This is a genomic window from Actinokineospora cianjurensis, assembly GCF_003663795.1.
GTDB classification, from domain to species: Bacteria; Actinomycetota; Actinomycetes; order Mycobacteriales; family Pseudonocardiaceae; genus Actinokineospora; species Actinokineospora terrae.
This window is the reverse complement of record NZ_RCDD01000004.1, coordinates 329264-342336: the sequence shown is the minus strand read 5'-3', so window position 1 is coordinate 342336 and position 13073 is coordinate 329264. Positions and strand designations below refer to the sequence as shown.

The 13073-nt window shown below is 71.2% G+C and carries 12 protein-coding genes; 4 read left to right on the top strand and 8 right to left on the bottom strand.

Annotated features, from left to right (window positions below; genetic code table 11):
* Positions 1-3: 3 nt before the first annotated feature.
* Positions 4-699 (bottom strand): succinate dehydrogenase cytochrome b subunit, encoded by a 696-nt coding sequence (locus tag CLV68_RS24240; RefSeq protein WP_121393205.1) that lies wholly within the window; start codon positions 697-699, stop codon positions 4-6.
* Between the two features lie 71 nt (positions 700-770).
* On the opposite strand from CLV68_RS24240, the gene CLV68_RS24235 reads away from it, so the two are divergent.
* Positions 771-1697 (top strand): LysR family transcriptional regulator, encoded by a 927-nt coding sequence (locus CLV68_RS24235; protein WP_121393204.1) that lies wholly within the window; start codon positions 771-773, stop codon positions 1695-1697.
* A gap of 2 nt (positions 1698-1699) precedes the next feature.
* On the opposite strand, the gene CLV68_RS24230 is transcribed toward CLV68_RS24235, so the two are convergent.
* Positions 1700-2737, bottom strand: coding sequence for a methionine synthase (locus CLV68_RS24230; protein ID WP_121393203.1), 1038 nt, complete (start codon positions 2735-2737; stop codon positions 1700-1702).
* A gap of 64 nt (positions 2738-2801) precedes the next feature.
* Between CLV68_RS24230 and CLV68_RS24225 the strand changes: the two genes are divergently transcribed.
* Entirely contained in the window at positions 2802-3695 is an 894-nt protein-coding gene (locus CLV68_RS24225) for a serine/threonine dehydratase (RefSeq protein ID WP_211346745.1), read from the top strand.
* Positions 3696-3750: 55 nt separating this feature from the next.
* Here the strand turns inward: CLV68_RS24225 and CLV68_RS24220 are convergent, their stop codons facing one another.
* From CLV68_RS24220 to CLV68_RS24200, 5 genes are all read right to left on the bottom strand, one after another.
* On the bottom strand, positions 3751-5070 hold the full coding sequence (locus CLV68_RS24220) for an ABC transporter permease (RefSeq protein WP_121393201.1): 1320 nt from the start codon (positions 5068-5070) through the stop codon (positions 3751-3753).
* A complete protein-coding gene (locus CLV68_RS24215; protein ID WP_121393200.1) occupies positions 5070-5786 on the bottom strand; it encodes an ABC transporter ATP-binding protein in 717 nt (238 codons plus the stop codon). The genes CLV68_RS24220 and CLV68_RS24215 overlap by 1 nt, the downstream gene beginning before the upstream one ends.
* The gene (locus CLV68_RS24210) at positions 5783-6772 is read right to left on the bottom strand and encodes an efflux RND transporter periplasmic adaptor subunit (RefSeq protein WP_121393390.1); all 990 of its coding nucleotides are present in this window, start codon (positions 6770-6772) and stop codon (positions 5783-5785) included. The genes CLV68_RS24215 and CLV68_RS24210 overlap by 4 nt, the downstream gene beginning before the upstream one ends.
* Positions 6773-6974: 202 nt before the next feature.
* The gene (locus CLV68_RS24205; protein ID WP_121393199.1) at positions 6975-7619 is read right to left on the bottom strand and encodes a response regulator; all 645 of its coding nucleotides are present in this window, start codon (positions 7617-7619) and stop codon (positions 6975-6977) included.
* Positions 7609-8736 (bottom strand): GAF domain-containing sensor histidine kinase, encoded by a 1128-nt coding sequence (locus CLV68_RS24200; protein WP_121393198.1) that lies wholly within the window; start codon positions 8734-8736, stop codon positions 7609-7611. Before CLV68_RS24200 ends, CLV68_RS24205 begins: the two co-directional genes overlap by 11 nt.
* Before the next feature lie 169 nt (positions 8737-8905).
* Between CLV68_RS24200 and CLV68_RS24195 the strand changes: the two genes are divergently transcribed.
* The gene (locus tag CLV68_RS24195) at positions 8906-9661 is read left to right on the top strand and encodes an SDR family NAD(P)-dependent oxidoreductase (RefSeq protein WP_121393197.1); all 756 of its coding nucleotides are present in this window, start codon (positions 8906-8908) and stop codon (positions 9659-9661) included.
* Positions 9658-10662 (top strand): S-adenosylmethionine:tRNA ribosyltransferase-isomerase, encoded by a 1005-nt coding sequence (locus tag CLV68_RS24190; RefSeq protein WP_121393196.1) that lies wholly within the window; start codon positions 9658-9660, stop codon positions 10660-10662. Before CLV68_RS24195 ends, CLV68_RS24190 begins: the two co-directional genes overlap by 4 nt.
* A 586-nt stretch (positions 10663-11248) precedes the next feature.
* Here the strand turns inward: CLV68_RS24190 and CLV68_RS24185 are convergent.
* Positions 11249-13030, bottom strand: coding sequence for an AMP-dependent synthetase/ligase (locus tag CLV68_RS24185; protein WP_121393195.1), 1782 nt, complete (start codon positions 13028-13030; stop codon positions 11249-11251).
* Positions 13031-13073 lie beyond the last annotated feature (43 nt).

The window sequence follows — 13073 nt, the reverse complement described above, 5'->3', positions numbered from 1 at the left end:
GCGTCACCTCACGATTCCGAAGAGGACGGCATACGGCACGGACAAGAACCCGACGGTGATGCCAACGGACACGACCAGTGCCATCACGCTGGAAGCGCCAGGGGCGCGTCCAAGGCTGCGTAGTGCGCTCCACATCCCGTGGCGCAGATGCAGGCCCAGAGCGACAACAGCGAGCGTGTAGGCCGCGACGATGTACCAGTGCTGGAAGTCGGCGATGACGTTGGCGTGGATCTGCCCCTCGACGCCGTGCGGGTTCAGCACGCCCGCGGTGAGGTCGAGCAGGTGGTAGACCACGAACAGGGCGATGATCACCCCGCCCCACCGCGTGGTCCGGGCCGCGTACCCGCCCTGGACCCTCGGCCGCTTCACGTACCCCACCGGCCGCGCCCTGGCCGCGCGCCGGGCGAGCTGGATCGCGGCCGTCATGTGCAGCACCACGGCCGGCACCAGAACGACGCGGATCACCCACACGAACCCGCCGTGGCCCAGCACCGGGGCGAGCAGTCGGCGCAGGAAGACGCCGTAGCCGTCGATGTCGCCGAGGAAGATCGTCAGGTTGCCCACCATGTGCGCGACCACGTAGGCGAGCAGGATGCCGCCGGTGACCGCCATCACGGCCTTCTTGCCCACCGTCGACGACCACAGCCTGCGCGGGAGCCCTTGTCTGCCAGGCGATCCGCGCTGAAGGGTCAGAGCCATGCCCCCACGCTAGGAGCGCGCTCGACAAGTCGTCCAATACATGAATCGGCTCATCTCGATAGCCTGGGGCTATGACGTTGCAGCAGCTCGTGTACTTCCTGGCCGTGGCCCAGACGCGGCACTTCACGCGCGCGGCCCAGCGGGCGCATGTGGCGCAGCCCTCACTGAGCAAGCAGATCTCCAGCCTGGAGGCGGAGTTGGGCGCGGCCCTGTTCACCCGCGCGCGGGGCAACGTCGCTCTTACCGCAGCGGGCGAGGCACTCCTACCGATCGCCAAGCGCATCTTGTCCGATGTGGACTCGGCCAGGTTGGAGGTCGCGGAGCTGGTCGGCCTCCGGCAAGGGCGGATCCGCCTTGGCGCGACACCGAGCGTGTGTGTGGGCGTCCTAGCCGACGTCCTTCGGCGCTACCACGACCGTTACCCCGGTATCCGGTTGCAGGTCGAGGAGAGCGGCTCGCGTGACCTGACATCCGCTCTGCTGGGGGGCGAACTGGATCTCGCTCTGCTGATCGTTCCGCCGCAAGGGGTCGAGTCAGCACTGACCATGACGCCCGTGCTGCGCGAGCACCTCATGGTGGCGTCATCGGCGGCAGAGGCAGCTCTACCGGGCACTGTTCGACTGGAGTCGCTTCGCGACCGGCCGATGGTCATGTTCCGCAGCGGTTACGACCTTCGGGAAACCACGCTGCACGCGTGCAGACAGGTCGGGTTCGAGCCGACGTTGGCGGTGGAGGGCGGCGAGATGGACGCCGTGCTGCGGTTCGTGGAGGCCGGACTGGGTGTGGCGCTGGTACCGAGCCTGGTGCTGCCCGGCCGCCCAGGTCTGCGCGCGACCCCGCTGGCGAGCCCGCCCATCCGCCGCACCATCGCCCTCGCGCACCGCACCGACACCCCGCCGACAGCCGCGGCCCGGGCGTTCCGGTCGACGCTGTTCGGGCACATCGACGCCCTAGTCGCGGCCAACGCCCTGCCGCCGGGTGTCGAACCGCTGCGGTAGGGCTACCAGCCCTCCGGCGGCTCCATGAACGCCTTGCCGGTATCGCGCACGAGGGACATGGCGCGGCGCGCCCAGGTCTCCGTGGCGCCCGCCATGCCGCACGTCGGCGTGGCCACGGCGCGGTCGGCCAGGATGGACCGCCCGAAGCCGAGCCGGTCGGTCAGCCGGAACGCCTGCCCCGCCACGTCGCGCAGGGCGACCGGCTTGCCCGGGTCGGTGCTGGGCACGACGCCGAGGAACAGCACGGTGCCCGAGTCCCACACCTCCCCGATCTCGTCCCACGCCGCCGCGCCCGCCTTGGCCAGCAGCGGCACGTCGAAGGCGATCGCGTCGGCACCCGCGGAGCGCAGCAGCGCGAACGGCGGCCTCGGCGCACAGCAGTGGATCACCACGGGCTGCCCGGTCGCGGCCTTGGCGGCGTCGACGACCGCGCCGAGCACGTCCCTGGCCTCGGGTTCGGCGATCGCGCGCACCGTGCCGTACCCCGACGGGGTGGGCAGGGCCCCGGCGAGCACGGTCGGCAGGCCCGGCTCGTCGAGCTGCACGACCACCTCGGTGCCGAGCCGCCTGCGCACCTCCGCGACGTGCCTGGTCAGGCCCTCGCCGAGGGACTCGGTGAACTCCCGCAGCGCGCCGCGGTCGGTCAGCACCCGGTGCCCGCGCGGTAGCTCCAACCCCGAGGTGAGCGTCCACGGCCCCGCGAGCTGCACCTTCACCACCGGGGGCGGCGTGCCGAGGCGCTCCACGGCCTCCTCGATGGCGTCGAGGTCGCGGCGGATGTGGTCCGTGGCCCGCCGGTGGTCGATACCCGGGTGCGCGGCCACGCGGTAGCCAGAGGGGACGAGCTCGATGGCGAGATCCACGAGCAACGCCGCCGTGCGACCGAGCATGTCCGCGCCAAGTCCGCGCGCGGGGAGTTCAGGCAAGTGCGGTAGGTCTGGCAGTTCCCCGAGGACGGTGGCCGCGGCCTCGACGGGGTCTGTCCCAGGCAGCGAGCCGATCCCGGTAGCACTACCGGGCGGCCAGGGTGTGGTGCTCACAGGAGCAGTCTGGTGGATCGCCTCCGGGCGCCCCACACCACCGGCCCGATTAGCATCGGTGGGCGTGGACCACACCGATGTCGCCGCGGCGGCGGGGCGGATAGCTCCGCACGCCCGCCGCACGCCGATCCTGCGCACCGAACTGGACGGTCGTCCCCTGGTGCTGAAGTTGGAGCACCTGCAACGCACGGGGTCGTTCAAACTGCGGGGCGCCCTCAACGCGCTGCTCGGTGGACCGCGCCCTACGCACGTCGTGACAGCCTCCGGCGGTAACCACGGACTCGCTGTCGCGACCGCCGCGCGCCTCTTGGACCTACCGGCGACGGTCTATGTCCCAGAACGCGCACCGGAGTCGAAGACGCGACGCATCGAGGCAGCCGGGGCGAAGCTGGTGCGGCACGGCAGCGCCTATGCGGAAGCCGCTGCGGCAGCGTTGACCGAGGCGTCCGCCAGTGGTGCGCGATACGTGCCCGCTTACGACGATCCGCTGGTCATCGCGGGCCAGGGGACGTGCGCGGCGGAGGTCGTCGCGGACGCACCGGACGTCGACGCCCTCGTCGTCGCGGTCGGTGGTGGCGGATTGGCTGCCGGAACCGTGCTGGGGGCGGACGGCCGGTCGGTCGTGCTGGCCGAACCCGTGAACTGCCAGGCGATGCACGACGCGTTGGCCGCGGGTACACCGGTCGACTCGGTGGTGGACTCGGTGGCCGCGTCCGCGTTGGGTGCCACGCGCGTGGGGGCGCTGCCGTTCGAGGTAGTGCGCTCCGGCGACACGCGGTCGGTCTTGGTCACCGACAGGGAGTTGCTGGCCGCGCGGGACTTGCTGTGGGAGGAGTTCCGGATCGCGGTCGAGCCCGCCGCCGCGGTGCCGTTGGCGGCTTGGTTGGCGGGACGGGTCGAGGCAGACCTACCTTGCCTGATCGTGTGCGGGGCCAACAGCGAGTGGATCCCCGCCTAGAACCCGGCGGCTGGGTGGGTGGGTCCCGCCACACCACCACCCACCCAGCCTGGGGTTAGGCCCGCATGACGGTGGCGATCGGGATCCTGGCCGCGCGGATCGCCGGGAACAGTCCACCCAGGACTCCCGCGACGATGCCCGCGGCCACCCCGGCCACCCCCGCCTCCCAGGGGAAGGCGACGTTCTGCAGCGAGGGCCGGTTCGCACCGAAGAGTTGGCCCGCCGCTTCAAGTCCCGCGACTCCTACACCGATCGCGGCCGCGGCCGTGAGCAAGCCGATGATGAGCGTCTCCGCCAGCACGATTCCCGCTAGGAGAAGCCGGGGAGTGCCTACGGCTCGGCGGAGCGCGAACTCCTCCACCCGCTCACCGACGGTCGCCAGGCCGACGTTGAGGATGCCTGCCACGCCGATGAGCAGCACGAGCGCCGCCATCCCGTAGAAGATCCACTTCATCATGTCCAACTGGCCGCCGATGCGCTCGCGGGAGTCGATCGTGTGGGTGTAGATCTGGCCCGCCAGCTCGGGGCCGAGCTTGGCGCGCAGGACGGGCGTGATCGAGGCCGACGCCTCCTGCGTCATCAGGATCCCCATGCTCTGACTGGCGTTCGACGCCTCCGGGAGCCAGCGGAGCAGCTCGTCGGCGCGGACGTACGCCGTGGGCTGGGAACTGCCGTCGTGCACGGCGCCGACGACGCGCGGGGTCGGGTGCGGCGAGCCGGGGGACGGTTGGCTGCCACTGCCGCCGATGGTCATCTCGGCGGGCAGCCGGTAGCGGGTGAACGCCTCCGCCGCCTCGCGGTTGAGGACCAGGCGCGGCGACATCGACGGCTCGCCGCCGAAGTCGAGCCAGCTGCCCGTCTCCAGCTGGAACGGCCGGAACTGGCGGATGTCACCGGTGACGCCGACCACCTGCAGCTCGACGGCGTTGCCACGCGGTGGCGGTTTGTCGTCCGTGACCTCGCTGTAGCAGTTGCCCCGCCCGTCACAGACCATCTTCATCACCGGGCCGCCCTGGTCGGCGTAGCGCAGCGGCACGCCGCCCGGGTTGACCGGCGTCAGGCCCGGCTCACCGATGATCGCGCCGGTCGAGGTCGTCGCGACGGCGCCCGGGTGCCCGGTCACCAGGTCGAGCACGGCGGACACGGACTCGGCGCCCGGTGGGACGCCCACCATGACCGTGCCGTCCTTGCCCTCGTTCATCTCGATGTCGGCCAGCAGCGCGCGGTTGGCCAGCACCGAACTCGCCTGCACCGCGACGATCGCCAGCACACCGAGGAACAGGCTGATCATCGACAGGAAGGTGCGCAGCTTGCGGGCGCGGATGCCCTGGCCGCCGATGACCACCGCGGAGCGGAACCGCCCGGTGAGCGCCATCAGAGCGCCACCCCCGCCCGGTCCGGCACCAGCAGGCCGTCGCGCAGCCGCACCACGCGGCCCATCCGGTTGGCGTGGGCGTGGTCGTGGGTGACCAGGATCAGCCCGCAGCCGCGGTCGGTCGCCGCGTGCAGCACGTCGATGACCAGCGCGCCGGTCTCGGTGTCCAACGCGCCGGTCGGCTCGTCGGCCAGCAGGATCCGCGGTTGGCGCACCAGCGCCCTGGCGATGGCGACCCGCTGCTGCTCGCCGCCGGAGAGCCGGGCGGGCCGGTGCTTGGCCAGGTGCGCGATGCCGACCTGCTCCAGCGCCGCCATCACCTTGGCCCTGCGCTTGCGGCGGGCCAGCCAGCCCTGGCCGTTGACCAGCGCCATCGCCACGTTCTGCGCCGCGGTGAGGTGCTTGAGCAGGAAGAACCGCTGGAACACGAACCCGAACTCCTGGCTGCGCAGCCGGGCGGCGCGGCGCTCGGGGACGCGGGTGATGTCGGCGCCGTGCAGCAGGTACTGGCCGCCGTCGGGTCGGTCGAACAGGCCGATGAGGCTGAGCAGCGTGCTCTTGCCGGACCCGGAGCGGCCCAGGATCGCCACGCTCTCCCCGGCCCGCACGGTCAGGTCCACACCGGAGAGGATGGGCCGCGGCTCGCCCTGGCCCTTGAGGGTCTTGGTGACGCCGTTGATCTGGATCAGCGGCTGCTGGATCGGGGTGCCGGTCATTTGCCCGCTGCCCCGTCCTGCGGCGCGGGCAGGTCGGGACCGGGGAGGGCGAGGGTCTCGGTGCCGGTGAGCCCGGACTTGATCTCCACGACATCGCCGTCGGTGCCGCCGAGCACGACGTCCTTGGTCTGCCGGGTGCCGTTGGCGTCGAGCACGTCGACCTTGCCCGCGCCCTGCTTGCCCGCCACGGCCTCGACCGGGGCGACCAGCACCTGCTTGGCCTGCGCGGTGATCACCTCGATGGTGGCCTCGGCGCCGTTGATCAGCTTGAGGCCCGCGGGCGGCACGCACACCAGGCGCATGCCGGTCGACTCGGACGGGGCGCGGGAGTCCTGCTCCGGCTGCGGCGCGGGCGCCTGCACCGGGGCCGCCTCGACGGGTGCGCCGGGCACCGGCGCGGCGGGCGCGGGCGGGGCGGGCGGGTCGGGGATGGTGCCCGGCGGGAGCGCGGCGGTGGTGCCGAGCACGGCGCAGTCGAACGGCCCCGGGCCGCTCTTGATCTGCCCGCGCACCGCGCCGAGGCCCTCGGCCAGGGCGTACGCCTGCGCGCCGTCGATGTCGGCGACGAGGGCGTAGCCGCCGAACTTCGCGGACACCACGGGCATCCCGGCGGTGACGGTGGCCTTGTCGTCGACGAGCCTGCCCGCGAAGGTCGAGCCCGCGGGCACCTCGAAGTGGGTGGGCTTGCCCGCCGCCCACACCGCGCCGACCCGGGTCGGCTTGGTCGGCGTGCCCTTCTTGTCGTCCTTGACCTCCAGGTAGCGCACCTGGCCGTCGACCGGCGCCACCAGGCCGTAGACCGGGTTGAGCGTGACCTTGCCCTTGAGGCTGACCTTGGTGGTGAGGTCCTTGCGGGTCAGCGTCGCGGTGGTCATCGTGGTGCCGCGCTCGGCGAGGCCGGGCACCGGCGGACCCGCCGACGAGGTCGAGCACCCGGCGACGACGGTAGTCGCGACGAGTGCGGTGATGATGAGCCGAAAGTTCACCGGTACCCCCATATCCCCAAGTTCGTGAACCGGTACGCGACCGGACTATACACACGATGAATAGTGGTGTCCCCGGCCAGTACCCACAGGAGTTTCACGCACCGCTACGGGGAAAAGACGCCAGATCGGCGCGCGGGGTTGCCCGGTGTGCGGAGGTCTGGCCGATCGGCCGACCCGGGTGGCCGTTCGGCCGAGGGAGCGCTCAGCGACCGGCCGGCGACACCAGGCCGGTCCGCACCGCGTAGAGGGCGGCCTGGGTGCGGTCGTGCAGACCCAGCTTGCCCAGGATCGCGGTCATGTGCGACTTCACCGTCTTCTCCGACAGCGTGAGCTCGCGGGCGATCTGCCGGTTCGAGTTCCCTTGCGCTACCTGGGCGAGGACCTCGCGCTCGCGCGCGGTCAGCGCGGCACCGCCCGGGCGCGTGTCGCCCTCGGCGAGCAGCCGCGCCACATCGGGGTGCAACAACACGTGGCCCGCGTGCACAGACCTGACCGCGGCGGCCAGCGCCAACGGGTCGACGTCCTTGTAGACGTAACCCGCGGCGCCCGCGCGCACGGCGGGGACTATGCCCACCGGCTCGGTGAAGCTGGTGATGACGAGAACCCGCGCCTTGTTGCCCGCCTCGCGCAGGGCGTTGAGCGCGTAGACGCCGTCGGTACCGGGCATTCGCAGGTCCAGCAGCACCACGTCCGGCAGGAGTGACTCGGCCGCGGCGACACAGGACGCGCCGTCGGCGGCCTCGCCGACGACGGTGATGTCGTCCTGCAGGTCCAGGAAGGTGCGCAGCCCCTGGCGCACCACGGGGTGGTCGTCGACGACGAGCACCCTGATCACCTCAGCCGCCAACGGGCACCTCCAGCCGTACCGTCGTCCCCCCGGGACTGGTCGAGGTGACCCGGAGCCTGCCGCCCGCGGTGCGCGCCCGCTCCCGCATCGAGGTCAGCCCGAGCCTGCGGTCCCGGCTGCCCTCGGCGTCGAACCCCACGCCGTCGTCGCTGACCTCCAACACCACCGACTCGGAGTGGAAGCGCAGATCCACGTTGATGCGGTGGGCGCGCGCGTGCCGCAACGCATTGTGCAGCGCCTCTTGCAGTACCCGGTACACCGCTTCTTCCCGCGTCGTAGTCAGTCGGGGGACGTCGCCACCCCGGTAGACGATGTCCACTCCGTGCACGCGGTTGAGCAACTCGGCCTGCTTGCTGATAGCGCTGTCGAGCCCGTCGCCCGCGAGATCCGGCGAGCGCAGTCCCACGACCGCGGCGCGCAGTTCGTCGCTGACCTCTCCGGCAAGCGCGCGCACCAGGTCCAGCTGGGTCGCCGCGCGCGCGGAGTCGCGACCGGCGAGGGCGGCCGCCGACTCCGCGGCCAACCGCAGGCTGAACAGCTTCTGGGTCACGGAGTCGTGCAGCTCCCTGGCGATCCTGGTGCGCTCCTGCACCATGGACAGCTCCCTGGCCCGCTCGTGCAGCCGCGCGTTGACGATCGCGATGGCCGCGTGCGTCGCCAGCAGCACCAGCAGTTCCTCGTCCTGCTCGGTGAAACCGCCCTCGGCGGTCTTGTTGGCCACGAAGATCTCACCGAGGATCTCGTCCCCGTCGGCGATGGGCACGCCGAGGAAGTCGGTGAGCTCGGGGTGCGCCGCGGGCCACCACTCGAACCGCGGGTGGGTGCGGATGTCGGCCAGCCGGACCGGGTTCGGCTCGTGCAGCAGCACCCCGAGCAGACCGTGCTGGCGCGGCACCGGGCCGATCGCGGCCCACTGCTCGTCGGTGACGCCGTCGGCGAGGAACTCGGCGAAGCCGCCCGCGTCGTCCGGCACGCCGAGCGCGGCGTAGCGGGCGCCGACGAGCCTGCGCGCGGAGATGAGGATCGTGCGCAGGACGTCGCGCACCGACAGGTGTGTCGCGACCGCCAGCACGGCGGCGCTGACGGCGCGCAGTTCGTTCCTCCCGATCCCGGTCACGGGTCCACGGTACCGAGGCGGACCGACGAAACCGCTGGTCCTAGGACCAAAGTCGGAGGGAAGTCCCGCCTCGGGTCCGATGGCACGGCCCGCGGCGGTGCCTAACGTCGATGGCAGTCGTTTCGTGTGCGGGGAAAGCCCGGCGCACGGGGAGGAATGGGGGAAGGCAATGCGGGAAGCGGACGCGGTGCGGGAAGGGGACGCGGGGTGGGGTGGGGACGCGGTGCCGGACGGGCGCGGCGTGCGCCGGGTGGCCATCGTCACCGGTGCCTCGCGGGGGTTGGGTCGCGCGGTCGCCGCCGGTCTCGCCGGGGCCGGGTGGGACCTGGTGCTCGACGCCAGGGGAGGCGACGAACTGGCGGCGGCAGCGGCGGCGTTGCCCGGTCGGGTCGAGGCGATCCCCGGCGACATCACCGACGCCGACCACAGGGAAGAGCTGGTCGCCGCCGCCGACACGCTCGGCGGCGCCACCCTGCTGGTCAACAACGCGGGCGCGCTGGGCCCGAGTCCACTGCCCGGCCTCGCCGAATACCCGCTCGACGGGTTGCGCGAGGTGTTCGAGGCTAATGTGATCGCCTTGCTCGGCCTCACGCAGGTAGCGCTACCGGGGCTGCGCAGGCGAGGCGGCGCGATCCTCAACATCACCTCGGACGCCGCCGTCGCGCACTACGAGGGCTGGGGCGGTTACGGCGCCTCGAAAGCAGCCGTCGAACTGCTCAGCGGCGTCCTGTCCGTCGAGGAACCCGCGATCCACGTGTGGTGGGCCGATCCCGGCGACCTCCGCACCCGGATGCACCAGGACGCCTTCCCCGGCGAGGACATCAGCGACCGTCCCCCACCGGAGACCATCGTCCCCGCCGTGCTGCACCTGGTGTCCACCCGCCCACCGTCCGGCCGGATCCACCTACCGGAGGTGGCCCTGTGACAACCGACCTCACCCTCCCCGCCGGGCTCGACGCCCACGAACCCCCCGAGGCCCGGGGCCTCACCCGCGACGGCATCCGCCTGCTGGTGAGCGACGGCGGCGAACTCAGCCACCACCGGTTCAGCGACCTGCCGTCGGTCTTGCGCGCGGGGGATGTGTTGGTGGTCAACACCTCCGGCACGTTACCCGCGTCCGTGGCGGTGGTCGGCGGTTCGCTGCGCGTGCACCTGTCCACGGAGAACGCGGACGGATCGTGGTTGCTGGAACTGCGCTCGGGAACCCAGCCGTATCCGTTCGGCGCCGCAGGCGACCGCTTGCCTTTGGTCGGCGGCGCATCTGTCCTGTTGCGGGGGCGGTACTCGCGGAACCGACTGTGGGAGGCGACCATCGACCCTGGGCGCTTTGCGACTGTGCAGGCTTACCTGGCTGCGGTGGGGGAACCGATTCGGTATGGGTATGTGCCGCACTCGTGGCCACTGCGGTATTACCAGACGGTGTTCGGTGTTGACCCCGGTAGCGCTGAGATGCCTAGCGCGGGTCGGCCATTCACCGATCGGTTGGTGACACGGCTGGTCGCGGCGGGGGTGCAGTTCGCGCCGGTTCTGTTGCACACGGGGGTGGCGTCACCTGAGGCGCATGAGCGGCCTTATCCGGAGTGGTTCCGGGTTTCTGCCGAGACGGCACGGACGGTGAACGCTGCTCGGGCTGATGGGCGACGGGTGATCGCGGTGGGGACTACTGCGGTGCGGGCGGTGGAGTCGGCTGTTCGGGATGGGGTGGTGCAGGAGGTTAGCGGGTGGACGGAGTTGGTGGTGACGCCGGAGCGGGGGGTGGCGGTGGTGGACGGGTTGCTGACGGGGTTTCACGAGGCCGCGGCGTCGCATGTGGACATGTTGGTGGCTGTGGCGGGGAGGGGGGTGGTGGAGCGGTGTTATGCGGCGGCTGTGGGGGGAGGGTATTTGTGGCATGAGTTTGGGGATGTGAATCTGTTGATGCGGTGAGGGGTGGTTGTTGCTGGGGGCGGTTGTCCACAAGGGGGGTGATTGTCCACAGGGTGGCGGCTCGCTCAGGGCGGGTTGTCGGTGCTGCTCGGTAAGCTGTGTATTGGGGGCTGTTCTGGCGGGTTTGATCTTGAGCTGGGGGGATCCGGCTCTCGTGCTCGGCTGCGCCTTCGACGGTGAACGCCTCGCCTTCGGCATTGGCCTGGGCGCGAGAAAGCGAAGAGCTCGATGTGGCGAACTTGTCTTGCGCGGGGCCCCGACAGCACCCGTGGCAGAACCACAAAGCAGGGGCCGAAAAGCAGGCCCTGCCGCGTGGACGACGCTACTGGCACTGCTCCCCCACACAAAACAAGTCCGCCCCATCGAGCCGGCCTGGCACCAGCGGATCCGAGGAGCGGTTTCGGGCCAACGTCGTAGCGGGGCACGGTTGGGCCAACGTCGTAGAGGGGTGCGGTTGGGCCAACGATCGTGAAGGCCGGGTGGAGGCCACCGTCGTAGAGGGGCGCGTTGGGCCAACGTCTGTGAGGGCCGGGTGGGGGCCAACGTTGTTGGGGGCGTTAGGTACACCGATGGTGTGGGGTTGGGGTCAGGGGGCGGTGGCCAGGTTGACGGTGTCGGGGGTGGGGGTTTCGGCGTAGAGGTTGGTGATGGTTTGGGCGTACTTCTCTGAGATGGGTTTTCGGCGGAGTTTGAGGGTGGGGGTTAGTTCGTCGCCGCCGGGGGGCCAGTAGGTGGGGAGGATGTGGAAGCGTTTGACCTGTTCCACGCGCGAGAGCTTGGTGTTGGCGGTGCGGATGGCGGCGGTGACGAGGGAGCGGATGGGGAGGGCGGTGGCCAGGGCGTCGGGGGTGGTGGGGAGGTTGTGGGCGGCGGCGAGGGATGCGGCGGCGTCGGGGTCCAGGACTACCAGGGCGCAGATGTAGGGGCGGTTGTCGCCGATGGCCACTACCTGGCTGATGGCGGGGTTGGCCGCTTTGATCGCGTTCTCGATGTAGGTGGGCGACATGTTCTTGCCCGAGGAGGTGATGATGAGTTCCTTCTTGCGGTCCACGATGGACACGAAGCCGTCGTCGTCGATCACGCCGAGGTCGCCGGTGTGCACCCAGCCGTCGGGGTCGATGGTGGCGGCGGTGCGGATCGGGTCGTCGCGGTAGCGGAGCATGACCGAGGCGCCGCGGATGAGGAGTTCGCCGTCGTCGGCGAGGCGGACCTCGGTGCCGTGCACGGGGGTGCCGACGGTGCCGATCTTGTTGTGGCCGACCCGGCCGGAGGTGCCCAGGCCCGCGGTCTCGGACATGCCCCAGATCTCGTACACCGGGATGCCGATGGCCCAGAAGAACTCCAGCGTCTCCACCGGGATCGCGGCCGCGCCGGACGCCGGGACCTTGACCTCGGCCAAGCCGAGGCGGGCCCGCAACCGGCGCAGCACCACCCGGTCCGCGACGGCGTGGCAGCCGGTCAGGTACCAGGACCGCGGCCGCCGCAGGTGCCGCCGCGCCACATCCAGCGACCAGGCCGCGATGGCGCGCTTGAGCCGGTGCGGCTCGGCGGCGACCGCTGACTCGATGGCGAGCTGGAACTTCTGCCACACCCTGGGCACCGCGAAGAACAGGTGCGGCCGCGCGTCCGGCAACGCGGTCGCCAGGTCGCGGGCGTCGGCCACCGAGATCACCTCGGTGCCGAACAGGATCGACGCGTAGTGCGAGGCGACCCGGTCGGCGATGTGCGCCGACGGCAGGAACGACACCACCCGGTCGCCGGGTAAGAGCTCGAACGCCTGCTTGACCGCCGCGGCCACCGCCATCACGTTGGCGTGGGTCAGTTCCACGCCCTTGGGCGGGCCGGTGGTGCCCGAGGTGTAGATGATGGTGGCGACGTCGTCCGGTGCGACGGCGCGCCACGCGGCGTCGAAGTCGAAGTCCGGCGACCCGGCCGCCTCCACCTGGGCCAGCGACTCGGCGCCCTCGACCGCGCCGTCCACGCACACCAGCCGCAGCTTCGGCGCCGCCGACCGCAGCAGCGGCACGAACGATCGTTCGGTCACCACGATCCTGTTGCCCGCGTTGGCGAACACGTGCGTCAACTGGTCCGGTGAACTGGTGTTGTAGACCGAGAACGGTAAGGCCCCCAGGTGTAAGACGGCCGTGTCGACGAGGTGGAACTCGGGGCGGTTGGTGAGCATCAACCCCACCGCCTGACCCCGGACGACGCCAAGAGCCGCAAGCCCCGCGGCGATGCTCCGGACCCGCTGCTCGTAGTCGCGCCACGTATACGAGACAACTCCACCCGGCGTGCGTAGGGCTATCTGGGCCGGGTTGATCTGTGCGGTGTCTTGGAATGCCGCGCACAGGGTCAGATATTCGTCCACGGCGACCGCCTCTCACCACTGTGGCCTACGACACAGGTGAGCG

Excerpts from the sequence above, each read along its gene's own strand:
- CLV68_RS24235 (WP_121393204.1), top strand. The coding sequence starts at position 771 with ATGACGTTGCAGCAGCTCGTGTACTTCCTGGCCGTGGCCCAGACGCGG.
- CLV68_RS24240 (WP_121393205.1), bottom strand. The coding sequence starts at position 699 with ATGGCTCTGACCCTTCAGCGCGGATCGCCTGGCAGACAAGGGCTCCCG.
- CLV68_RS24195 (WP_121393197.1), top strand. The coding sequence starts at position 8,906 with ATGCGGGAAGCGGACGCGGTGCGGGAAGGGGACGCGGGGTGGGGTGGG.
- CLV68_RS24220 (WP_121393201.1), bottom strand. The coding sequence starts at position 5,070 with ATGGCGCTCACCGGGCGGTTCCGCTCCGCGGTGGTCATCGGCGGCCAG.
- CLV68_RS24215 (WP_121393200.1), bottom strand. The coding sequence starts at position 5,786 with ATGACCGGCACCCCGATCCAGCAGCCGCTGATCCAGATCAACGGCGTC.